This is a genomic window from Streptomyces sp. NPDC038280 (assembly GCF_055600045.1).
Genome location: NZ_JBVJYZ010000011.1, coordinates 77295 through 100014 on the forward strand (window position 1 = coordinate 77295; position 22720 = coordinate 100014).

A 22720-nucleotide genomic window follows, 5' to 3' on the forward strand; every position below is an offset into this window, starting at 1 on the left:
ACGGGTAACTTCCCACTCAGTCCTGCCTCTTTCCGAGACCTCCCCAGGAGCCCCCGATGCCCGAAGCCGTGATCGTCTCCACCGCCCGCTCCCCCATCGGCCGGGCCTTCAAGGGCTCTCTGAAGGACGTCCGTCCCGACGATCTGACCGCCACGATCATTCAGGCCGCGCTCGCCAAGGTGCCCGAGCTGGACCCGCGCGACATCGACGACCTGATGCTCGGCTGCGGCCTTCCCGGGGGCGAGCAGGGCCACAACCTCGGCCGTATCGTCGCCGTGCAGATGGGCATGGACCACCTGCCGGGCTGCACGATCACCCGTTACTGTTCCTCGTCGCTCCAGACCTCGCGGATGGCGCTGCACGCCATCAAGGCGGGCGAGGGTGACGTCTTCATCTCCGCCGGTGTCGAGATGGTGTCCCGTTCGATCAAGGGCAACTCCGACAGCCTCCCGGACACCCACAACCCCCTCTTCGCGGACGCCGAGGCGCGTACGGCCGCCGTGGCGCAGTCCGAGGGCGCCGCGTGGCACGACCCGCGCGAGGACGGCCTGATCCCGGACGCGTACATCGCGATGGGCCAGACCGCGGAGAACCTGGCCCGCCTCAAGGGCGTCACCCGTCAGGACATGGACGAGTTCGGCGTACGGTCCCAGAACCTCGCCGAGCAGGCGATCAAGAACGGTTTCTGGGAGCGCGAGATCACCCCGGTGACGACCCCGGACGGCACGGTCGTCTCCCAGGACGACGGCCCCCGCGCCGGCGTGACGGTCGAGGGCGTCTCCGGCCTCAAGCCCGTCTTCCGCCCCGACGGCCTCGTCACCGCCGGAAACTGCTGCCCGCTGAACGACGGCGCCGCAGCGCTCGTGATCATGTCGGACACCAAGGCGCGGGAGCTCGGTCTGACCCCGCTCGCCCGGATCGTGTCGACCGGCGTCACCGGCCTGTCCCCCGAGATCATGGGCCTGGGCCCGGTGGAGGCCTCCAAGCAGGCCCTCAAGCGCGCGGGGCTCACCGTGGACGACATCGACCTGTTCGAGATCAACGAGGCCTTCGCGGCCCAGGTGATCCCGTCGTACCGCGACCTGAACATCCCGCTCGACAAGCTGAACGTCAACGGCGGCGCGATCGCGGTGGGCCACCCCTTCGGCATGACGGGCGCCCGCATCACCGGCACGCTGATCAACAGCCTCCAGTTCCACGACAAGCAGTTCGGCCTGGAGACGATGTGCGTGGGCGGCGGCCAGGGCATGGCGATGGTCATCGAGCGGCTGAGCTGAGGCGCGGCGGAGGGTAGGGGTCGCCCGAGGAACGAGGGCGGCACCTGCCCGCAGCAGGGCCGAAGCGAAGCGCGACCAAAGAACCGAGCGGCTGAGCTGAGGCGCGGCGGAGGGCCGAAGCTGAGGCCCGTGCGCCAGGTCGGGCGGCTGCGTCCATGGCCGCGGGGCGCCCCCGCCAACCGTCCCGCGTCCCAGCCGTGACCGAATCTCCCCCAGGATGTGACCTACGTCCCGGGGGAGAGCTGTTTTAGCAGGTCACAGTGGTCGCGGCACTAAACACCAGGTACAAATACCTGTCCAATTCGTGACGTAATGCACTGACAGCTGGCACCACCTCACGACAAGCTGAGGTAGGAAGTCGGGGGATCGAACGGAACCGGGAGTATGTCAGTGAGCGCCATGCCTCTTGCCCTGCTGCTGACCACGGCCGCTGCCACGGCCGTGGGCGCCGCCGCCCTGCACGCCGCCCACGGGCTGCGCAAGCAGGTCGCCGCCCTGCGCACCGAGCTGTCCGCCGCCGACATGAACGGCCGCGGCGCCACCGTGCCGCACGCCCGCAGCGCCACCCCCGCCGACGAGATCCGCGCCGCGGTCGCCGAAGCCCTCGCCGAGGAGCGCGAGCGCGAGCTGGCCGAGGCGCGCGCCTTCTGGGCCGCGCAGGAGGCCAGGGACGCCGCCGACGCCCCGTCCGTGCTGGGCGGCCTCGGTGGGCCCGGTGGCCCCGGCGACGACGGCTCGTTCTTCGTCCCGCGCCAGGCCGACTTCGCCGGTCTCGAGGCGCTGGGCCTGGAGTCGATGGACCTGGACGCGGGCCGCCTGGACGACTTCGCCGAGCTGGCCGAGCTCGCCGACCTCGCCGACCTCGCCGACCTCGCCGACCAGCCCGAGGTCACCGAGTACGCGGAGTTCGCCGAGGACTCCCCGGAGCTGGCCGCCGCCCGCCGCCGCCACCCCTCGCACCCCGACTTCGTCCCCGTCCAGACACCGGTCGTCACCGACCACGAGCGCACCGTGTCGCGCCTCGAGGAGCTGGCCGAGACCGGTACGGCGCTGGCGGACGTACGGCCCGGCCCGCTCGGAACGCTCGATGTGTACGTCTTCGCCGACGGCACGACGCTCTGCATGACCCCGGGGCACCGGGAGACGGCCGAGCGCCTCGCGGAGGCCCTGCGCGCGGGCCACAGCCCGGTGCTGCTGGGCGGCTCCGGAGTCTCCGGCGCGTACGCCCTGACGTTCTCCTGCGGCGGCTTCGCCGAGAACGGCGACGACAACGTCTACATCCTCGCCGACCGCGTCATAGCGTCCCTCTGAGGTCCCCCGGGGCCCCGGGCCTCCCCAGAGGGGCCTGAGAGGGCCGGGGAGGCCGTCTACAGCCCGGCCCGCCGCGCCGCCTCCCGTACCGACCTCACGGCCTCGTCCAGCTCCTCGGGGAAGCCCGGCGGGGCCGTTCGCAGAATCTCCACCAGATCGTTTCCGGCGACCACGAGTTGGTCCGCGACGGCGAAGATCCCGGCGTCGGGCATGATCCGCGGCGCCGTCCCCGGCTCCTCGAGCCGCTGGGCCCGCAGCGCCAACTCCCTCGCCAGAGCCAGTCCTTCGGCGGCGGCGCCCCGCTGGAGCCGGCTCTGCGGAGCGGCCCTCAGCCGGTCGGCGAACCGCTCGACGGCGGCCGTCAGTTCACTCGTATCAAGCACCGTGCGACCCTACGCGCCGCCCCGGGCCTGTTGCCAACGGGCGAACGCTCAGGCACGGTGACGTGAAGGAGCACACGCAATACGCGTCCGGAGGCGCCGATGTCCCATGTCTTCTCCGAAGAAACCCATCGCAACCTGCTCTCCCGCATCCCCCATTGCACCGGTCGTGAAGTGTCCGACTGGCTCCGCACCGTCGAGGAAGGACCCTCTCTCTTCCGCTTCGAGGAGAAGGTCAGCTGGCTCCGGGGCGAGCACAACCTCGCGTACGGCCATGCCAAGGCGATCATCCACGAGTACGACCTGAGGCGAGCGGCCCGCAAGCTGCTCTAGACCACCGAAGGGACGCGAAGGGCCCGCCCGGCGGAAGCCGGGCGGGCCCTTCCTTCGCGCGCCGACGCGCGCGGCCGTTCTAGTCGTCGCCGCTGAAGATCGCGACGAGTCGCAGCATCTCCAGGTAGATCCACACCAGCGACATCGTCAGACCGAACGCCGCCAGCCAGGACTCCTCACGGGGAGCGCCGTAGTTGACGCCGTCCTCGATCTGCTTGAAGTCCAGGGTGAGGAAGAAGCAGCCGATCAGGATCGCCAGGATGCCGACGATGGCACCGAGCGGGCCGAAGCTGCGCAGACCGCCGTCGTCGGCGACGCCGAAGACCACGAGCAGCAGGTTGACGGCCATCACGACGATGAACGCCAGCGCGATCGTCATGCCGATCCGGGCGTACCGGGCGGTGACCCGGATCCAGCGCTGCTTGTACATGAACAGCGTGGCGCCGCTGACGGCCATGGTGCCGAGGACCGCCTGGAAGGGGGCACCGGACCAGGCGGTGTTGTACATCTCGCTGATCACGCCGAGGAAGACACCCTCGAACGCGGCGTAGCCGATGATCAGCGCGGGCGACGGCGTCCGCTTGAAGGACTGGACGATCGCCAGGACGAACGCCACCAGGGCCGCGCCGATGGCCAGGCCGTAGCTGGTCGACGAGACCGGCAGGAGCGCCCAGGCGAGCACGGCGCCGACGACGACGGTGCCCAGGGTCATGGCGGTACGCGAGACGACGTCGTCCATCGTCATGGCGTTGGTGCGGACCGGCGCGGGAGCGCCGTACTGCGTGTCCTGCGGCGCGTACGGGTTCGCGTACGGGTTGGCGGTGCCCTGCGCGTAGGGGTTGGTTCCAACGGCGGGGCCCCCGGCCTGCGGCTGCTGCGCGTTGAAGCCGGCGTAGCCGTTGTCGCGGCTGAACCCCCGTCGCGAGAAGACCGGGTTGCTGCTCCTCATCTCACTCCTTCATGGCCGCACTGCGCGGCCTTGCGTCAAGAGTAATGCGGAAGCAAAGGAATCTTCCTAGTGCTCGGGGAGGATCTTTCCGCGATCGTGACCGTCAAACGGAGGCGCCACGTGGCAGCCTGTGGCGCGACCGCCACGGTGCGTGTGCGCGCCCGCTCGGATTGGTGCCCGGAACCGGACTCGAACCGGTACGCCCGCGAGGGCAGCGAGGTTTAAGCTCGCCGTGTCTGCATTCCACCATCCGGGCGTGGCGCGCGGCTCTGCGTTGGCACATTGAGCCTATCGGGACGCATCGCCCGATCAGCGGAACACTGGCCCGATGTTGTCTTATTTTATTGACGCCTGAGGGTATGTCAGCGCAGGTCGAGTGCGTTCTCCCGAAGCCTGACAGGGCTCGCAGCCGCAAAGATGTGCGTGGGGGAATGACGGAAAGTCGCCGCCCCTCAGGGTCGCCGTCATACCAAAGGAGGAGGGGCGGGCTCCCCGGTCCGACTCCAGGCTGCCCCAGGAACGGGCATGCGGACGGACGACCCGGCTCGATGCGGACATGACGATGGAGTGGTCCCCGCAGAACAGCGCAGCGCCCCCTTGAGGCGCGGCACCCCGTTAAGGAGCCCTCCTCGTGACGACCACCTCCACCGCTCACCGCGCCACCGCGGTGGCCGCCCGTGCCATGGATCTGTCCAAGGTCTACGGGCAGGGCGAGACCCAGGTGGTCGCCCTCGACCGGGTCACCGTCGACTTCCGCCAGGGAGAGTTCACGGCGATCATGGGCCCCTCGGGCTCCGGCAAGTCGACGCTGATGCACTGCGTCGCCGGCCTGGACAGCTTCAGCGGCGGCTCCGTACGCATCGGTGAGACCGAGCTCGGCACTCTGAAGGACAAGCAGCTCACGCAGCTGCGCCGGGACAAGATCGGCTTCATCTTCCAGGCGTTCAACCTGCTGCCGACGCTGACCGCCCTGGAGAACATCACGCTCCCCATGGACATCGCGGGCCGCAAGCCCGACAAGCAGTGGGTGGAGCGGGTCATCGACATGATCGGCCTGTCCGGGCGGCTCAGCCACCGGCCCGCGCAGCTCTCCGGCGGTCAGCAGCAGCGTGTCGCCGTGGCCCGTGCGCTGGCCTCCCGTCCCGAGATCATCTTCGGTGACGAGCCGACCGGAAACCTGGACTCCCGCTCCGGCGCCGAGGTGCTGGGCTTCCTGCGCAATTCCGTACGCGAACTGGGCCAGACCGTCGTCATGGTGACCCACGACCCGGTGGCCGCCTCCTACGCCGACCGCGTGATCTTCCTCGCCGACGGCCGCATCGTCGACGAGATGCTCAGCCCCACCGCCGACGGCGTCCTCGACCGGATGAAGGCCTTCGACGCCAAGGGCCGCACCAGCTGACCCCGGCCGGCTGATCCGCGCCGCCGGCCTCCGGCCGGCGTGACGGCCCCTCTCGACCTTCCTCCGGAAACCACCTCAGGACACAGACCTCATGTTCCGTACCGCCCTGCGCAATGTGCTCGCGCACAAGGCCAGGCTGCTGATGACCATCCTCGCCGTCATGCTCGGCGTGGCCTTCGTCTCCGGCACCCTGGTGTTCACCGACACCCTGTCCAACGCCTTCCGCAACCAGTCGGCCAAGAGCTACGACAACGTCGCGGTCGCCGTCACCTCGACCGCGAACGAGAACGACCCCAAGCAGCCCCCGGGCCTCTCCGAGCAGGTCCGCCGGAAGATCGCCGGGATCGACGGCGTCGAGTCGGCCACCGGCCGGGTGAGCGGCTTCGCCGGCGTCCCCGACAAGGACGGCAAACTGATCGGCGTCGGCTGGTCCAACAAGGGCACCAACTTCAGCCCCGGCAAGAACGCCAAGGACCCGGCCTACGACTTCACCGACGGCTCCGGCCCGGTGAAGGACGGTCAGATCGCCCTGGACAAGGAGACCGCGTCCAAGGGCGGCTACAAGGTCGGCGACACCGTACGGGTCGCCACCAACGGGCCGGTCAAGGAGTACGAGCTGTCCGGTGTCTTCACCACCCAGGACGGCGCCGTGAACGCCGGCGGCAGCCTGGTCCTCTTCGACACCCGCGTCGCCCAGAAGCTGTACGTGAAGCCGGGCTACTTCCAGGAGATCTCGGTGGTCGCTGCCCCCGGCGCCTCCGCCGACGCGATCCTGGACATGGTCGAGCCGGTCATCCCCAAGGAGGCCGAGGCCCAGACGGGCCAGGTCCTCGCCGACGAGCAGGCCGAGATGATCGAGAGTGGCCTCGGCAATCTCAAGCAGGTGCTGCTGGGCTTCGCGGGCATCGCGCTCTTCGTCGGCATCTTCCTGATCTCCAACACCTTCACGATGCTGGTCGCGCAGCGCACCAAGGAGCTGGCGCTGATGCGCGCCGTCGGCGCCTCGCGCAAGCAGATCACCCGCTCGGTGCTGGCCGAGGCCGCGCTGGTCGGCCTGGTCGCCTCGGCCGTCGGCTTCGCCCTGGGCGTCGGCCTCGCGATCGGACTGCGCTCCGGGATGTCCGCGTTCGGCATGAAGGTCCCGGACGGACCGCTGATCCTCTCCGCGACCCCGGTGATCGCCGCGCTCGCCGTCGGTGTCCTGATCACGATGCTCGCCGCCTGGCTGCCCGGCCGCCGCGCCGCGAAGATCCCGCCGGTGGCCGCCATGAGCAGCGTGCACGCGGTGGCCACCACCAAGTCCCTGGTGCTGCGCAACTCCATCGGAGGGGCCATCACCGCGCTCGGCGCGGTGGGGATCGTGCTCGGCGCGGGTTCCGGCGGCGACACCGGCCGCGTGGTCATCGGCGCGGGAGCGTTCTTCACGCTCATCGGCGTGATCATCCTGATTCCGCTGCTGTCCCGCCCGGTCATCGCGCTGGTGCGGCCGCTGCTCGCGGGCTTCGGGGTGGCGGGCAAGCTGGCCGGCCAGAACGCGGTCCGCAACCCGCGCCGCACCGGAGCCACCGCCTCCGCGCTGGCCATCGGCCTGACCCTGGTCACCGGCCTCTCGGTGCTCGGCGCCACGGTCGGCACGGCCCTGGACAAGATGACCACCGACCAGATCAAGGCCGACTACATGGTCACCATGGCCAGTGGCATGGGCATGGACCAGTCGGCACTGACCGCGCTGGAGAAGGCTCCGGGCGTCACCGCGGTGTCGCCGCAGCAGTCCGGCTACTTCCAGATCAAGGGCGACTTCGCGTCGGCCTCCGGTGTCACCCCGGGTGACATCGAGAAGGTCATGAACCTCAAGGTGCGCGACGGCAGTCTGGCCACCCTCGCCGAGGGGCGGATCGCGGTCGCCGACTCGACCGCCGACAAGCACGGCTGGAAGGTCGGTGACACCCTGCCGGTCACCTACAACGACGACAAGAAGGGCACTCTGAAGGTCGGCGCGATCTTCGAGGAGAGCGAGTTCCTCTCCCCCGTCGTCGTCGACGCGAAGGTCCTCAACGCACACGAGGTCAAGCCGTACATCCCGCAGATCTTCGTGGCGATGGACGGTGGCGAGTCCGCCGCCGCCGAGAAGGCGGTCGCCAAGGCGCTGGGTGACAGCCCGGCGATCACCGTCCTCGACCAGCAGGACATCAAGGACACCTACGGCGGTGCCATCAACATGCTGCTGAACATCATGTACGGCCTGCTGGCGATGGCCCTGCTCATCGCGGTCCTCGGGGTCGTCAACACCCTCGCCATGTCGGTGTTCGAGCGCCAGCAGGAGATCGGCATGCTGCGGGCGATCGGTCTGGACCGCCGCCGGGTGAAGCGGATGGTCCGTCTGGAGGCCGTGGTCATCTCGCTCTTCGGCGCGGTGGTCGGTATCGGCCTGGGCTCGTTCCTGGGCTGGGCGATCGGCCAGACCTTCAAGGACAGCCTGCCCGGGTACGCGCTGGTCCTGCCCTGGGACCGGATCGGCGTCTTCCTGGTCCTCGCCGGACTGGTGGGCGTCCTGGCCGCCCTGTGGCCGGCCCGCAGCGCCGCGAAGCTGAACATGCTGAACGCCATCAAGGCCGAGTAGGCAGGGCGCCGCGGCACCGGCGTACGGACGGACGAAGGGCCGGACTCCCGCACGGGGGTTCCGGCCCTTCGCCGCTGTCAGCCCGTCAGGACTCGTTCCAGGCGCGCGGGCGCGGGGGCAGCCCGGACGCCCCGGACTCGGGGGTACGCACGGCGAGGATCTGGTTCACGCCGATCCGGTTGCGCTCGAAGGCGAGCGCGGACGCGGCCATGTAGAGGCGCCAGATCCGCGCACGGCCCGGCGAGGTCAGCCGGACCGCCTCCTTCCAGTGCGCCTCCAGGTTGGCGACCCACTGGCGCAGGGTGAGCGCGTAGTGCTCACGCAGGACATCGACGTCGCGCACCTCCATGCCGGCCTCCTCCAGGGTGGCGACGGTCCGGCCGAGGGGTGCGAGTTCGCCGTCGGGGAAGACGTACGCGTCGATGAACTCGTCCACCTCGTACGCCTCCTCGTTCTTCTCGGGGCGGCGCGCGATCTGGTGGTTGAGCAGCCGGCCGCCCGGCTTCAGCAGCGCGAAGAGCGTGTCGGCGTACTCGCGGTAGCGGACGGCCCCGACGTGTTCGGCCATCCCGATCGAGGAAATGGCGTCGAAAGGACCGTCCCTGACGTCCCGGTAGTCCTGAACCCGGATCTCGACCCGGTCGGTCAGCCCTTCGTCGGCGATCCGCTTGCGGGCGTAGGCGGCCTGCTCGCGGGAGAGGGTGACCCCGACGACCTCGGCCCCGTACTCCCTGGCCGCGTGCATCGCCATGGAGCCCCAGCCGCAGCCGACGTCCAGGAGCCGGTCGCCCGCCTTCAGGCCGAGCTTGCGACAGATCAGGTCGAGCTTGTCGCGCTGTGCGTCCTCGAGGGTGCCGCCCTCGCTCCAGTAGGCGCACGAGTAGACCATCGACGGGCCGAGGACCAGCTCGTAGAAGTCGTTGCCCACGTCGTAGTGGTGGCTGATCGCCTCCTTGTCGCGCCGCTTGGTGTGCAGCGGGCCGGAGCGCCGGCGCATCTCCTCGGCCGGCGGCGCGGGCGGCGGCCAGGGGCCCGCCAGCTTCACGAGCGCCGCGGCGGCGGCCCGGAGTCTGGGGTCCCTGACGGCGTGGATGCCGCCCTTCGCGTCCGTCTCGCGCTCCCAGAGGATTCCGGCGAGCCGGTCCAGGCCCTCGTACAGATCGCCCTCGACGTCGATCTCCCCGGCCACCCAGGCGCGCGCGAGGCCGAGTTCCCCCGGTTTCCACAGCAGACGGCGCAGCGCCCGGCGCTGGTTGATCACGAGGACGGGGCCGTCGGCGGGGCCCGCTTCGCTGCCGTCCCAGGCGCGCAGACGTACCGGGAGCGGCGCTCCCAACAGATCCTCGGCAAGAGTGGTCAGCCGCAGCGCGGCGTCGGCCATGGTGCACACCTCCGTGATGTCGTGCCCCAGAAATGCTCGTCACCATGTGAACACCGTCAGTAGGCGAATACAGTCCCGCCGTCGCGCAACAAGTCGGCAAAACACGCGAAGGGCCGTCCGCACCACGGATGGCGGACGGCCCTTGCGGGGGTACTGCGGGGTACTGCCGTACTGCTGGGTCAGCCGGGGCTCAGGAGGCCTTGGCCTTCTCCGGGGCCGACTTCGTCGTGGGCGCCGGGGCCGGCTTGGCGGCCTCGTAGAACTCCTCGCGCGGCGACTCGATCGCACCGAGGGAGACGACCTCGCGCTTGAGGAACATCGCGAGGGTCCAGTCGGCGAAGACGCGGATCTTGCGGTTCCAGGTCGGCATGGCCATGCCGTGGTAGCCACGGTGCATGTACCAGGCGAGCCGGCCCTTGAGCTTGATCTTCATCTTGCCCATGACGATCATCGCGACGCCCTTGTGCAGGCCGAGACCGGCGACCGCACCCTTGTTGGCGTGGCTGTAGTCCTTCTGCGGGAAGCCGCGCATCCCGGAGATGACGTTGTCGCCGAGGACCCGGGCCTGGCGCAGCGCGTGCTGGGCGTTCGGCGGGCACCAGGCGTTCTCGACACCGGCCTTGCGGGCGGCCATGTCCGGGACCTGGGCGTTGTCGCCCGCGGCCCAGATGTAGTCCGTGCCCTGGACCTGGAGCTTCTCCGAGCAGTCCACGTGGCCGCGCGGGCCGAGCGGCAGACCGAAGCGGGCGAGCGCAGGGTTCGGCTTCACACCGGCGGTCCACACGATGGTGTTGGAGTCGACCTCGAGGCCGTTCTTCAGCACCACGTGACCGTCGACGCAGGAGTCCATGGAGGTGGAGAGGTAGACCTCGACCCCACGGCCCTCCAGGTGCTCCTTGCCGTACTGGCCGAGCTTCGGGCCGACCTCGGGAAGGATCTTGTCCGCGGCGTCGACCAGGATGAAGCGCATGTCCTCGCGCTTCACGTTGCTGTAGTACTTCGCGGCGTCGCGGGCCAGGTCCTCGACCTCACCGATGGTCTCCGCGCCGGCGAAGCCGCCGCCCACGAAGACGAAGGTCAGCGCCTTGCGGCGGACGTCCTCATCGGTCGTCGAGTCGGCCTTGTCGAGCTGCTCGAGAACGTGGTTGCGCAGCCCGATGGCCTCCTCGATGCCCTTCATGCCGATGCCCTGCTCGGCGAGGCCGGGGATCGGGAAGGTGCGGGAGACCGCGCCGAGCGCGATGACCAGGTAGTCGAAGGGGAGCTCGTAGGCCTCGCCGACGAGCGGCGCGACCGTGGCGACCTTGCGGTCCTGATCGATGGTCGTGACCCGACCGGTGAGCACCTCGGCCTTGGGCAGGACGCGTCGCAGCGGTACGACGACGTGCCTCGGCGAGATGCTGCCGGCGGCAGCTTCGGGGAGGAAGGGCTGGTACGTCATGTACGAGCGCGGGTCGACGACCGTGACGGTCGCTTCCGCATAACGCATCTTCTTGAGAATGCGTCGTGCTGCGTACAGGCCTACGTACCCACCGCCTACTACGAGGATCCTGGGACGCTCCGTGGTGCTCATGCCATCGAGTATCCACCCCCCTCGGAGGGGTCGCTCGTGCGCCCCTTCACAAGCTCCTTGGGTACCTCTGCTACACTCCGCCGCCCACGTGACCGAGGTCATGGCGTGGCGCAGGAACCACGGTGTATCGGCGGACGTTGCTCACCCCTTGTGAGCTGGCCGAGAGAGCCGTTCGCAACGCTGGACCACCGCTTCGGTCCACCTCCCCGAAACACTCCAAGACCCGTGCGTCAGAAGCGCGGAAGGGCCCCGAGAGTGCGCCCCGGGGGTCCACAACCCCTCTTCGGCGGCTCTCAGGGCCCATTTCCTTGTGAAGAACTTCACGAACTTCGCCGACGGATTGTCGTCCCAGGGGCCTTCAGGCCCCCTGAGACGATGGTTCGGGCCCCGTCAGGCGATGGAAAACGCGATCCCGTCGAGGATGTCGTGCTCGCTGACCACCACGTTCGGGGCTCCGGTCCGCTCCATGACGGCGAGCAGCACCAGGGCGCCCGCAGCGATGACATCGACCCGCCCCGGGTGGATGACGGGGATCGCCACCCGCTCCTCGTGGGTCGAGGCGAGCAGCCGCCCGGTCACCTCGGCGACCTGGTCACGGGAGATCGTGGAGCGGTGGATCGCGGCGGAGTCGTATTCCTTCAGACCCAGCGCGATCGCCGCGACCGTGGTCACGGACCCGGCGAGCCCGACGAGGGTGCGCGGCTCGCGCAGCGGCACGGTCTCCTCGGCCAGATCCAGGGCGGTCTCGACGTCGGCGCGGATCGCGGTGATCTCGGCGGCCGTCGGCGGGTCGTTGCGGACGTGCCGCTCGGTCAGCCGTACGCAGCCGATGTCGACGGAACGCGCCGCCGCCACGTGCTCGTTGCCCACCACGAACTCGGTCGATCCGCCACCGATGTCGACGACGAGGTGCTCGCCCTCGTCCCCGGCCAGCTCCTTGGTGGCACCGGTGAAGGAGAACTCGGCCTCCTGGTCGCCGCTGATGACCTCGGGCTCGACGCCCAGGATCTCCACCACACCGCGGACGAAGTCGTCGCGGTTCTCGGCGTCGCGGGAGGCGGAGGTGGCCACGAACCGGAGCCGCTCGGCTCCCAGTTCCTTGATGACGGCCGCGTACTCACGGCAGGCGGCGAAGGTGCGCTCCAGCGCCTCGGGCGCGAGCCGGCCCGTCCTGTCGACGCCCTGGCCGAGCCGGACGATGGTCATCCGCCGGTCCAGGTCGACGATCCCGCCCGTCTCCGGGTGGACGTCGGCGACGAGCAGCCGGATGGAGTTCGTACCGCAGTCGATGGCCGCGACCCGGGTCATGCCGTGGCCTCCTTGTCGTCGCAGGGCGTCACGCACGGACCCTTGGCCCACCACTCCGGCAGCATCGCGAGGGCCTCGTCGCCCAGCGGGTTCACGCCGGGACCGGCCGCCAGCGAGTGGCCGACCAGCACATGCAGACACTTCACCCGGTCCGGCATGCCGCCGGCGCTCGGGAAGCCCTCCAGGACCTCGATGGCGTCACGGCGCGCGATGTAGTCCTCGTGCGCGGCGCGGTACGCGGCGGCCAGCTCGGGGTCGCTCTGGAGACGCTCGGACATCTCCTTCATCACGCCGTTCGCCTCCAGCGTGCCGATCGCCGACGCGGCCCGGGGGCACGTCAGGTAGTACGTCGTCGGGAACGGAGTGCCGTCCGGGAGCCGGGGGGCGGTCTCCACCACATCGGGGTTGCCGCAGGGGCAGCGGTGCGCGATGGCGCGCAGGCCGCGCGGCGGGCGGCCGAGCTGCTCCTTGAAGGCTGCGACGTCCGCCTCGGTCGGCTCGGTGCGTTCGGTCTGCGGAGGGGGCGTTTCCATGCCTGCGTCTGTCTTCTCGTCGGAGTGGGCTCGAAGGGGGCGTGCGGGACGGCGCCCGCGCGGTACGGGCCGGGGGCCCGCGCCCCCATCATCCCCCGGCCCGGCGGTCAGCGGCTCCCGTCGGCCCGGTCGACGCCGTCCCAGAGGTTGGAGTACCAGGGGAGGTCGGCCCCGTCCTGGTCGCCCCGGCGCTTTCGCGCCGCGTTCGGGTCGTTCGCGGTGAAACCGGTCTCGCCCGGAAAAACGTAGTGCAGATGCTCGCGGGCCAGGCGCTTCACATAGGCCGGGTCCTGGAGCCGCGCCTTCTCGTCGCGCAGCTCCTCCACCCGCTCGGCTGCCTCGGCGGCCTGCCGCTCCTGCTCGGCGATCTCGTTCCGCTGCGACACGTACTGCCGCATGGGATAGGCGAGCGCCACGACGAGGGAACAGACGACCAGCGCGAGGAAGGCCGCGCGGCCGGTGAGCCGGGAGCGACGGGCCTGTCTGCGGGTCTGGGAGCGGTAGACGCGGGCCGCGGTCTGCTCGCCGAGCAGCCGGATCCTGGTCGCGGTGGAGAACCGGTCCCGGTTCTTCCCGGCCATCGCTCGCCTCCCCTGTCACGTGGTACGTCCCCGGACACGGTACGGGACCGTGGCCGGGGACGTACGGAGACTTGCGCTCCCGTCGGGCCCGAGGGCCCGGGGATCAGCCTGGGGTGATCAGCCCTTGAAGCGGGGGAAGGCGGAGCGGCCCGCGTACACCGCGGCGTCGTCGAGGATCTCCTCGATGCGCAGCAGCTGGTTGTACTTGGCGACGCGCTCGGAGCGGGCCGGGGCGCCGGTCTTGATCTGGCCGCAGTTGGTGGCGACGGCGAGGTCGGCGATGGTGACGTCCTCGGTCTCGCCGGAGCGGTGGGACATCATGCACTTGAAGCCGTTGCGCTGGGCCATCTCGACGGCGTCCAGGGTCTCGGTCAGCGAGCCGATCTGGTTCACCTTGACCAGCAGGGCGTTGGCCGAGTTCTCCTCGATGCCGCGGGCGAGACGCTCGGGGTTCGTGACGAACAGGTCGTCACCGACGAGCTGCACCTTGGCGCCCAGCTTCTCGGTGATGACCTTCCAGCCGGCCCAGTCGTCCTCGAACAGCGGGTCCTCGATGGAGACGAGCGGGTACGCGGAGACGAGCTCCTCGTAGTACTCGGTCATCTCGGCGGCCGAGCGGGACTGGCCCTCGAACTGGTACTTGCCGTCCTTGTAGAACTCGGAGGCGGCGCAGTCGAGCGCGAGCGCGATGTCCTTGCCCGGGGCGTAGCCGGCTTCCTTGATGGCCTCGAGGATGAGGTCGAGCGCGGCGCGGTTCGACTCGAGGTTCGGAGCGAAGCCGCCCTCGTCGCCGAGGCCGGTGGACAGGCCCTTGCGCTTCAGGACGGCCTTGAGGGTGTGGTAGACCTCGGTGCCCCAGCGCAGCGCCTCGGAGAACGACTCGGCGCCGATCGGCGCGATCATGAACTCCTGGATGTCCACGTTGGAGTCGGCGTGCGAGCCGCCGTTCAGGATGTTCATCATCGGAACGGGCAGCAGGTGCGCGTTCGGGCCGCCGAGGTAGCGGAAGAGCGGGAGGTCGGACGCCTCGGAGGCGGCGTGCGCGACGGCGAGGGAGACGCCGAGGATGGCGTTGGCGCCGAGCGAGGCCTTGTTGTCGGTGGCGTCCAGGTCGAACATCGCCTGGTCGATCAGGCGCTGCTCGGTGGCGTCGTAGCCGACGAGCTCCGGGCCGATCTGCTCGATGACGGCGAGGACGGCCTTCTCGACACCCTTGCCCTGGTAGCGGCTCTGGTCACCGTCGCGGAGCTCGATGGCCTCGAACGCTCCGGTGGAGGCGCCGGACGGGACTGCAGCACGGCCGGTGCTGCCATCGTCGAGGCCCACCTCGACCTCGACCGTGGGGTTGCCTCGGGAGTCCAGGATTTCCCGGGCTACGACGACGTCGATGGACGGCACGAGCATCTCCTTCTGGGATGTGAAGCTAGATGTGACGCATGCGGTGCAGGGTCTCTTTGGCCTTGCGGCAAGAGCCTAACCGGCTCCGGGGCCCAGACCAGCCGGGCGCCCGGACCGTGGGACGAAAAAGGACCCAAGGGCCTGCTTTGCGGGGCAAACGACACAAGTTCTACTGGACGGTAACCGCTCTGGTGCGGGCCTGGACGCGGGAAACCCCGGCCCGGCGCGTACGGGGGAAGGGAGCGCCGGACCGGGGTGGTCACTGCGGGTCTGCCGTGGAACAGGCCCTTACTTGAGGTGCAGCTGCTGACCCGGGTAGATGAGGTCGGCGTCCTCGACGATGTCCTTGTTCAGCTCGAAGAGCTTCGCCCAGCCGCCCTTGACGTGCTTCGCCTCGGCGATGGTGCTGAGCGTGTCGCCGCCCTTGACCTTGTACTCGCCGTCGCCCTTCTTGACCTTCTTGCCGGTCGGGGTGGTGACGGTCTTCTTCGCCGCGGCCTTCGGCGCGGTGCGCTGCTGGCTGCGCGTGGTCGGCTGCTCGGCCTTGCGCTCGGGCTGCTTCGGCGCGGCGGCCGGCGCGGGCTCGGAGCCGGCGTCGTTCGAGGCGCCGGACAGGCCCACGCCACAGCTCGGCCAGGCACCCTTGCCCTGGCTCGCCAGCACCTTCTCGGCGACGGCTATCTGCTGCGACTTGGAGGCCTGGTCGGCGGAGGAGGCGTAGGCGGTGCCGCCGTACGCCGCCCAGGTGGAGGACGAGAACTGCAGGCCGCCGTAGTAGCCGTTGCCGGTGTTGATGGACCAGTTGCCGCCCGACTCGCACTGGGCGACGGTGTCCCACTCGGAGGTGGTGGCGGCGGAGGCGGCGTTCGCGCCCAGCAGCGGGGCGGCGACGGCGGCACCGGTGATGCCGGCGAACGCGGCGAAGCGGACGGCCTTGGACGGGCGGCGGTGCTTGTTCTTGCCGGAAAGCAGCATGGAGTTGTTCCCCTCACCGACGCCTGCGAGGTGAGCTGTCGGGTTCGGGCTGGTGGTGCCCGGTCGCGTGTCCGCGACTTCACCCCAAGCCGGTCCTCAGGTCGTCTGTCTCAACGACCGGGCCCGGCACTTACCTTGGGTCCCCCGCTCCTGCCTACGGCGCATGACGCGACGACTGTTCCCCTCGACCGGCGGCAGGACTCGGCGTTCCGGTCGGTGGGGCCCGCGATGGCGAGCGGTGACGACCGTAAACACAGACCCGCCTCAAGTTCAAAGACGGACATCAGGGGCAATCCCGCCCTACTCGCCTTCCATTGCGCGGCATTTGCGCAGGTGAGGCAGGGAAGAGCGGGACTTCACGGCCAAGGGGCGCCAGTTGGGGCAAAGAGACTCATGTCTCAGTCGAACAGAAGCGGACATAGGCGCCCGAACTACCCCTGCTTCACTCCCAGATCAAGGCTCTGGCCGGGGAGGATGAGGTCCGGATCGCCGCCCACGGTCTGCCGGTTGGCGTCATACAGGGCGGGCCAGCCGCCGGCGATGTCCTGCTCCTCGGCGATGGCGGAGAGATTGTCGCCGGGCTGGACGGTGTACGCGGCCGGAGCCTTGTCCGCCGTGTCGCCCTTGCCGGTTCCGGGCGGTTCGGTGCCGTCAGGATTCGTGCCCGTTTCATCCGCGACGCCCGTATCGGGCAGATTCGATGCGTCTCGGGTGGGAGCGTCACCACGTGAGGCGTGCTGTCCGTTATCGCGCTCATCGATGGAATTGCCCGCATCGGCGCCGGTGGACCCGGTCGTCTCCTCGGGGGAGGGCGCGCCGCGGTGCTTGCCGGTGCCGGCGTCGGGGGTCTGTCCGGTCCCGGAAGGCGCGGGAGTGCCGGGGGTGAGCGACTCGACGGGCTGCGACGGCTCCGTACCGGGGGCCGGCGTGACGGGCGCCGCGGGGTCGGTGGGAAGGAGAGGGGTCGTCGGGGTCGTCGGGGTGGCGGGCGCGGTGGGTGTCGCGGTCCCGGCGGACCCCGGCTCGTCACCCGGGTCGACGCCCGGCGTGGTGCCGTCGTTCGAGAGCCCCGCTATCCCGGCGCAGGTAGCCCACGCGGCGGCGCCCTGCGCGGCCAGCGCCTTCTCGGCGATCGCGATCTGCTGGGAGCGGCTGGCGAGGTCGGCGCGCGGGGCGTAATCCGTACCGCCGAAGTCCTCCCAGGTGGCCTGGGTGAACTGGAGGCCGCCGTACAGACCGTTGCCGAAGTCCGCACTCCACATCCCGCCGGACTCGCACTCGGCGACCCGGTCCCAGGTCGCGGCGTCGGCGGCGGACGCGGAGCCCGCCCCGAGCAGAGGGATGGCGATGGCCGATCCGGTCACCCCTGCCGCGACGATGAGGGCGGGGGCCTGGCGAGGTCGGCGGTGCCGTCCGTTCCCGGAGCGCATACGGGTTGCCTTCCGTGTGACTGGTGTGACTCGGTTGAGATTGACGGTGAACGTAGCGGCATTCGAACGTCAGTCACAAGTCGATGCAGAGGAGATCACATAAAAGTCACAGTCTTGACGACCCGTCAGTTCTGGTGGGGTGTGAACTCCACCGGAAGCGTGCGCAGTCCACGCATGATGAGCCCCCCACGCCAGCGCAAATCGGCCGGATCGACCGCAAGCCGCACATCGGGCAGCCGGGTCAACAGCGTCGCGAGCGCGGTCTGTCCCTCCAAGCGGGCGAGGGGCGCGCCGAGGCAGTAGTGGATGCCGTGCCCATAGCCGAGGTGCTGGTTGTCGCGCCTGGACAGATCGAGGGTGTCGGGCTCGTCGAAGCGCGCGGGGTCACGGTCGGCGGCCGCGAGCACCACAAGTACCGGATCCCCAGCGGCGATTCGCTCTCCCGCGAGGGTGATGTCCTCGGTCGCGAAGCGCCAGGTCGCGAGCTCCACGGGTCCGTCGTAACGCAGGAGTTCCTCCACCCCCGTCTCCAGCAGCCCGTACTCCCCCGCCGCGAGGGACTCCTGGAGTCGGCTCCGCTGGCAAGGGTTGCGCAACAGGGCATACACCCCATTGCCGATGAGATTGACAGTGGTCTCGAAACCGGCGAAAAGGAGGATGAAGGCCATGGCGGCGGCTTCGTTCTCGGTCAGGTGCTCGCCATGGTCGGAGGCCTTGATGAGCCCCGAGATGAGGTCGTCCCCCGGCTCCTCCCTCTTACGGTGGATCAGCTCGGCGAGATAGCCCCGCATCTTCTTCACCGACCGGGCGACCCCACCACGCGGACCGCCGCCGTGCCGGATCATCATGCCCGCCCAGTCCCGGAAGTCGTCCTGGTCCTCGCGCGGGACGCCGAGCAGGTCACAGATGGCGTAGATGGGGAGCGGGAAGGCGAAGTCATGGATCAGGTCCGCGCTCCCCTTCTCCACGAAGCCGTCGATCAGCTGATCCGTCAGCTCCTGCACGCGCGGCGCGAACTCCGCCACGCGGCGCGGGGTGAACGCCTTCGACACGAGCCGGCGCAGCCGGGTGTGGTCGGGCGGATCGATGTTGAGCAGATGCGTCATCAGCTCGGCCTTGCGCTCCCCGGGGATCCCGGTCTTCCCCTTCGCGTGCGCGGGCTCGTCATGATGCGCGGGGTTCTTGGACAACCGCTGATCGGCGAGCGCCTGCCTGGCATCCGCGTACCGCGTCACGAGCCACGCCTCGACCCCGCTGGGCAGCCGGGTCCGGTGCACCGGGGCATGCTCGCGCAGCCAGGCGTAGGCGGGGTAAGGATCGGTGGCGAACTCCCAGGTGAAAAGCTCGGGACCGGGGGCGGGCGCGGGGTGCGGCTGGTCGTGCATGGGTCGACGGTAACCGCCCCTGGAGGCGCTCACTCGTTCGGCGGACGTCCTCGCGTACCGCGTGGGTAGGCTGACGGTACGCGCCAGACTCCGTCGCATGGGAGCGCTGATGAGTGCCGCAGCCGAAGACGAGCGGGCAGAGCAGTACGCATTTCCGATGCCACCGGCCGGTGGGTGGACTGCGGACGACCTCGACCGGATTCCGGGTCTCCCGCCGCACACCGAGCTGATCGACGGAGGACTGTTCTTCATGAGTCCGCAGACCTATTTCCACATGGCGACCCTGCGCCTGCTGGAGAACGCCCTGCTGGATTTCGTGCCGGACGACCTCTGTGTCATCCGCGAGATGACCACCAAGCTGGGGAAGCGGGACAGGCCGGAACCCGATCTGATGGTGGTGCCCGAAAGCGCCCTGACCGGCCCGGGACAGACCTGGTACGAGCCGAGCCACATCCTGCTCGCCGTGGAGATCGTCTCCGAGGACTCGGTCGAGCGCGATCGCGAGATCAAGCCCCGTAAGTACGCCGCCGCCGGTATCCCGCACTTCTGGCGGGTGGAGCAGAACGACGGACTGCCGGTCGTCTACGTCTACGAACTCGACCCGGCCGGCAACACCTACGCCGTCACCGGAATCCACCACGACAAGCTCAAGCTCACGATGCCGTTCGATCTGGAGATCGATCTCACCGCCGTGAACCGGCGGCGGGGCGCTCAGGACTGAGGGCCGGCCGACTCCGCCGTGCGGATCGACTCGCGATAGGCGCGGGCCGCCGCCCGCAGCGCCGCCTCCGGGTCGACGCCCGCGGCCTCCGCGCGCACCGCCAGGGCCAGCAGGTCGTAGCCGATGCCCTCGCCGGCGGGCAGCTCCACGTCCAGGGAGGCGTTGCGGACGCGTGAGGCGAGCTTGGCCGCCAGCGCCAGGCCGGGCTGGCCGAGCGGCACGCCGTCCGTCACCGAGGCGCGCTGCTTCTCGATGGCCTTGGTGCGCAGCCAGTGCTCCTTGACCTCCTCCGGCGTCGTGGCGGTCTCGTCGCCGAAGACGTGCGGATGGCGGTGGATCAGCTTCTCGACGATCGTGCCGGCCACGTCGTCGATCGAGAACGGCTCGTCCTCGTCCTCCTGGGCGATGCGCGCGTGGAAGACGACCTGGAGCAGGACGTCCCCGAGCTCCTCGCGCAACTCGTCCCGGTCGCCGTCCTCGATCGCCTCGACGAGTTCGTACGCCTCCTCGATGCCGTACTTCGCGAGGCCCTTGTGCGTCTGCTGCGACGACCAGGGGCACTCGCGCCGGATCCGGTCCATGACCTGGACCAGGTCGAGGAGCCGGGCGCCGGGGAGGTCGTACGAGCCGGGGAGCAGCTCCAGATCGGGCATCCGCACGCGGCCGGAACCGGCGAGGCGGGCCAGGCCGTCGGTCAGGACCTGGTCGCCCTCGCCGGACAGGAGGACCACGGCGGTCCGGTCCCCGGCGCACGCGTCGACGAGTTCCTGGGCACCCGGGGCCGTGATCTCCACCTCGACGCCGGCCTCACGGAGGTAGGGCAGCTGGGCGTGGGCCGCGTCGGCGCAGAGCACCCGGTCAGCGGTGCGCAGCGTCTGCCACGCGGGCCAGGAGAGAAGTCCGGGCGCGACGCGGTGGCTGGCGGTGAGCAGGACGATACGACCGGGGCTGTCAGCGTTCACCCCTCGAACCTACCTCCCGGCTCAGGCACCGTCCGGCGCGGCCTCCGGCTGCGGGGTGAGCTGGCGCAGCCAGGGCGCGGAGTAGGTCCCGAGCTGGATCTTCTCGTTGTCCCAGGCGCCGTAGCGGGGGTTCACGTCGATGTCGAGCGACTTCGACGCGGCGGTGAAGACATCGGTGAGCTTCTTCTGCCCCTCGGGGGTGTTGCTGATCCCGAGCTTGGCGGCGACCTTGTTCATCAGGATCTGGCGGCGGACGGCCGCGTCGATCTGGTCCGGCGCGATGCCCTGCGACTGGAGCAGCATCTCGGCGAGCTTCGCCTCGCCGCCGCTCTGCTCGGCGGCCTGCGCGCGGGTCTGCTGGATCTCCTTGCGGCTGACGCTCACCCCGGCGTCGTCGGCGACGCGCTGCACGATCCGGTCGAAGATCATGGCATTGAGCTTCTCCCGGTTGAGATCACCGGTGGCCTTGATCAGCTGCGCGGACTGGGGCGACGCCTGCTGCGCGGCCCGCACGTCCTGCACCTGCGCCTGCAGGGCGGCCACCTCGATCCGGTCACCGTTGACGACCGCGGCCGCGCCTGGGTGGGCGTCACCGCCACAGGCGGTCAGCAGGGGAGCCGCGGCGAGGAGCGCGGCGGAGAGGGCGAACGCAGTGCGGCGGTGCAAAGGAGCCTCCCGGCGGGTCGTGCGTCAAGTTGAACGACCTTGCGGTGATCGATGTTAGGCAGTCGAGGTGGCCTGGGCCACTACTTCGAGGCCACTGTTTCGACCAACGAGTCACGCGTTCGGGGGTTGTCGGGCCGCAGCATGATCGTCCGGGAGACCGCGAAGGTCACCGGGATCGCCGCGGCCGCCGCGAGCAGCGGGGCGTAGCGGGGGGAGACACCCGCCAGGTCGACCAGGACATAGACCCCGACCGTCGTGATCACGAAGTTCGCCGCGTTCGTGAGCGGGAAGAGCAGGAACTTCCGCCACGTCGGACGGGTCCGGTAGGTGACGTGCGAGGTCAGGAAGAACGAGCCGACCATGGACAGCAGAAAGGCCACGACATGGGCCGCCACATAGGGGAGCCAGGTCGTGAGGAGGAGGTACAGGGCGTAGTAGGTGCCCGTGTTCACCGCGCCGACCAGGACGAAACGGAAGACCTGACCCCGGAGCGTCATCGCCGTACGAGCTCCCCCCGGCGCCGCTGCCGCGGCACCCCCGCGTTCGTCGCCTTCACCAGGAAGTGCGGGCGCCGTTTCACCTCGTAGTAGATACGGCCGACGTATTCGCCGACCAGTCCCAGCATGACCATCTGGACACCGGCCAGCGCCGTGACCATCACCAGGAGGGTCACATATCCGGGGGTGTCCACGCCGTTCACCAGGGCGACGCCGACGATCCAGGCCGCGTACGCCGTCGCGAGGGAGACGAGCAGCAGGCCCAGATAGAGCGCGGCCCGCAGAGGCTTGTTGTTGAAGGAAAGCAGTCCGTCGAGGCCGTAGTTGAGCAGCTTTCCAAATGTCCATTTGGAGCGGCCCTGCTCCCGCACCGCGTTCTCGTACTCGAATGTGGTGCCGCGGAATCCGACCCAGGCGAAAAGGCCCTTGGAGAAGCGGTTGTACTCGGTGAGTTCCAGGATCGCGTCGACCGTCCGCCGGGAAAGGAGCCGGAAGTCTCCGACCCCGTCGACCAGTTCGACGTCGACGAGCCGGTTGATCAGCCAGTAGTAGGCCCGCGCGGTCAGGGTGCGGGTCACCCGGTCGCCCTTGCGGGTACGGCGGGCGATGACCTGGTCGTATCCCTCGGTGTGGAGCTTCACCATGCGGTGGACGAGCTCCGGCGGGTGCTGGAGGTCGGCGTCCATGATGATCACGGCGTCGCCCTCGGCGTGCTGGAGGCCGGCCAGCATGGCGGCCTCCTTACCGAAGTTGCGGCTGAAGGAGACATAGCGGGTGCGGAGGTCGCGGGAGGAGATCTCCTCCAGCAGCGGGAGCGTACGGTCACGGCTTCCGTCGTCCACATAAACCAGCTCGAATTCCCCCTCCATCAGGGAGAGCTCCGCCGTCACATGGTCGCGGAAACGGCCGATGATCTCCTCTTCGTTGAAGCACGGGACCACAATCGAGATCAGCACAGGGGAAACGACAGTCGACGGGAATGTCGGGGGCGGATTCCACACATGGCGGGGAAGCGACCATCGCGTGAACTGGCCCATT

The 22720-nt window shown here is 69.6% G+C and carries 21 protein-coding genes, 1 tRNA gene and 1 riboswitch; of the genes, 6 read left to right on the top strand and 16 right to left on the bottom strand.

What is annotated here, in order from left to right; all coding sequences use genetic code 11:
• Positions 1–56 precede the first annotated feature (56 nt).
• Positions 57–1277 carry an acetyl-CoA C-acetyltransferase gene (locus ACZ7J0_RS22140; protein ID WP_470889868.1) on the top strand — a complete coding sequence of 407 codons (1221 nt, stop codon included), beginning with the start codon at positions 57–59 and terminating at the stop codon, positions 1275–1277.
• Between the two features lie 384 nt (positions 1278–1661).
• Positions 1662–2588 (top strand): hypothetical protein, encoded by a 927-nt coding sequence (locus ACZ7J0_RS22145; protein WP_470889870.1) that lies wholly within the window; start codon positions 1662–1664, stop codon positions 2586–2588.
• Between the two features lie 56 nt (positions 2589–2644).
• Here ACZ7J0_RS22145 and ACZ7J0_RS22150 read toward each other — a convergent pair whose 3' ends face one another.
• Positions 2645–2971 (bottom strand): hypothetical protein, encoded by a 327-nt coding sequence (locus ACZ7J0_RS22150; protein WP_470889872.1) that lies wholly within the window; start codon positions 2969–2971, stop codon positions 2645–2647.
• Between the two features lie 99 nt (positions 2972–3070).
• Here ACZ7J0_RS22150 and ACZ7J0_RS22155 point away from each other — a divergent pair, with 99 nt between their 5' ends.
• On the top strand, positions 3071–3301 hold the full coding sequence (locus ACZ7J0_RS22155) for a DUF4287 domain-containing protein (protein WP_468710277.1): 231 nt from the start codon (positions 3071–3073) through the stop codon (positions 3299–3301).
• Between the two features lie 79 nt (positions 3302–3380).
• On the opposite strand, the gene ACZ7J0_RS22160 is transcribed toward ACZ7J0_RS22155, so the two are convergent.
• Positions 3381–4250 carry a Bax inhibitor-1/YccA family protein gene (locus tag ACZ7J0_RS22160; RefSeq protein ID WP_468710280.1) on the bottom strand — a complete coding sequence of 290 codons (870 nt, stop codon included), beginning with the start codon at positions 4248–4250 and terminating at the stop codon, positions 3381–3383.
• Between the two features lie 171 nt (positions 4251–4421).
• Positions 4422–4506: transfer RNA gene (locus tag ACZ7J0_RS22165), tRNA-Leu, on the bottom strand.
• A 375-nt stretch (positions 4507–4881) separates the two neighbouring features.
• Here ACZ7J0_RS22165 and ACZ7J0_RS22170 point away from each other — a divergent pair.
• Together ACZ7J0_RS22170 and ACZ7J0_RS22175 are read left to right on the top strand one after the other, a co-directional pair.
• Positions 4882–5652 carry an ABC transporter ATP-binding protein gene (locus tag ACZ7J0_RS22170; protein ID WP_470889876.1) on the top strand — a complete coding sequence of 257 codons (771 nt, stop codon included), beginning with the start codon at positions 4882–4884 and terminating at the stop codon, positions 5650–5652.
• 91 nt (positions 5653–5743) lie between these two features.
• Positions 5744–8272 carry an ABC transporter permease gene (locus ACZ7J0_RS22175; protein WP_470889878.1) on the top strand — a complete coding sequence of 843 codons (2529 nt, stop codon included), beginning with the start codon at positions 5744–5746 and terminating at the stop codon, positions 8270–8272.
• Between the two features lie 85 nt (positions 8273–8357).
• Here the strand turns inward: ACZ7J0_RS22175 and ACZ7J0_RS22180 are convergent, their stop codons facing one another.
• The 9 genes from ACZ7J0_RS22180 to ACZ7J0_RS22220 form a co-directional block, all read right to left on the bottom strand.
• Positions 8358–9653: a class I SAM-dependent methyltransferase gene (locus ACZ7J0_RS22180; RefSeq protein ID WP_470889880.1), complete on the bottom strand. Its 1296-nt coding sequence runs from the start codon at positions 9651–9653 to the stop codon at positions 8358–8360.
• Positions 9654–9843: 190 nt separating this feature from the next.
• The gene (locus ACZ7J0_RS22185) at positions 9844–11226 is read right to left on the bottom strand and encodes an NAD(P)/FAD-dependent oxidoreductase (RefSeq protein ID WP_470889882.1); all 1383 of its coding nucleotides are present in this window, start codon (positions 11224–11226) and stop codon (positions 9844–9846) included.
• A 390-nt stretch (positions 11227–11616) separates the two neighbouring features.
• Positions 11617–12534, bottom strand: a complete 918-nt coding sequence (locus ACZ7J0_RS22190) for a Ppx/GppA phosphatase family protein (RefSeq protein WP_470889884.1) — start codon at positions 12532–12534, stop codon at positions 11617–11619.
• Entirely contained in the window at positions 12531–13067 is a 537-nt protein-coding gene (locus tag ACZ7J0_RS22195) for a DUF501 domain-containing protein (protein ID WP_470889886.1), read from the bottom strand. Before ACZ7J0_RS22195 ends, ACZ7J0_RS22190 begins: the two co-directional genes overlap by 4 nt.
• A gap of 107 nt (positions 13068–13174) precedes the next feature.
• The gene (locus tag ACZ7J0_RS22200; RefSeq protein ID WP_470889888.1) at positions 13175–13648 is read right to left on the bottom strand and encodes an FtsB family cell division protein; all 474 of its coding nucleotides are present in this window, start codon (positions 13646–13648) and stop codon (positions 13175–13177) included.
• Positions 13649–13765: 117 nt separating this feature from the next.
• Complete coding sequence (gene eno / locus ACZ7J0_RS22205) at positions 13766–15052, bottom strand: phosphopyruvate hydratase (RefSeq protein ID WP_470889890.1); 1287 nt, start codon at positions 15050–15052, stop codon at positions 13766–13768.
• A gap of 282 nt (positions 15053–15334) precedes the next feature.
• Positions 15335–16021: a transglycosylase family protein gene (locus ACZ7J0_RS22210; protein ID WP_470889892.1), complete on the bottom strand. Its 687-nt coding sequence runs from the start codon at positions 16019–16021 to the stop codon at positions 15335–15337.
• 5 nt (positions 16022–16026) lie between these two features.
• A riboswitch (cyclic di-AMP (ydaO/yuaA leader) is annotated at positions 16027–16193 on the bottom strand.
• 259 nt (positions 16194–16452) lie between these two features.
• Complete coding sequence (locus tag ACZ7J0_RS22215) at positions 16453–17451, bottom strand: transglycosylase family protein (protein WP_470889894.1); 999 nt, start codon at positions 17449–17451, stop codon at positions 16453–16455.
• Between the two features lie 125 nt (positions 17452–17576).
• A complete protein-coding gene (locus tag ACZ7J0_RS22220) occupies positions 17577–18836 on the bottom strand; it encodes a cytochrome P450 family protein (protein WP_470889896.1) in 1260 nt (419 codons plus the stop codon).
• Positions 18837–18945: 109 nt separating this feature from the next.
• Here ACZ7J0_RS22220 and ACZ7J0_RS22225 point away from each other — a divergent pair, with 109 nt between their 5' ends.
• A complete protein-coding gene (locus tag ACZ7J0_RS22225; RefSeq protein WP_470889898.1) occupies positions 18946–19557 on the top strand; it encodes a Uma2 family endonuclease in 612 nt (203 codons plus the stop codon).
• Here the strand turns inward: ACZ7J0_RS22225 and ACZ7J0_RS22230 are convergent.
• From ACZ7J0_RS22230 to ACZ7J0_RS22245, 4 genes are all read right to left on the bottom strand, one after another.
• Positions 19548–20519 carry a nucleoside triphosphate pyrophosphohydrolase gene (locus ACZ7J0_RS22230; RefSeq protein WP_470889900.1) on the bottom strand — a complete coding sequence of 324 codons (972 nt, stop codon included), beginning with the start codon at positions 20517–20519 and terminating at the stop codon, positions 19548–19550. The genes ACZ7J0_RS22225 and ACZ7J0_RS22230 overlap by 10 nt on opposite strands.
• A gap of 21 nt (positions 20520–20540) precedes the next feature.
• Positions 20541–21185 (bottom strand): SurA N-terminal domain-containing protein, encoded by a 645-nt coding sequence (locus ACZ7J0_RS22235; protein ID WP_470889902.1) that lies wholly within the window; start codon positions 21183–21185, stop codon positions 20541–20543.
• A gap of 80 nt (positions 21186–21265) precedes the next feature.
• Positions 21266–21682, bottom strand: a complete 417-nt coding sequence (locus tag ACZ7J0_RS22240) for a GtrA family protein (RefSeq protein ID WP_470889904.1) — start codon at positions 21680–21682, stop codon at positions 21266–21268.
• Positions 21679–22638: a glycosyltransferase family 2 protein gene (locus ACZ7J0_RS22245; protein WP_470889906.1), complete on the bottom strand. Its 960-nt coding sequence runs from the start codon at positions 22636–22638 to the stop codon at positions 21679–21681. The genes ACZ7J0_RS22240 and ACZ7J0_RS22245 overlap by 4 nt, the downstream gene beginning before the upstream one ends.
• Positions 22639–22720 lie beyond the last annotated feature (82 nt).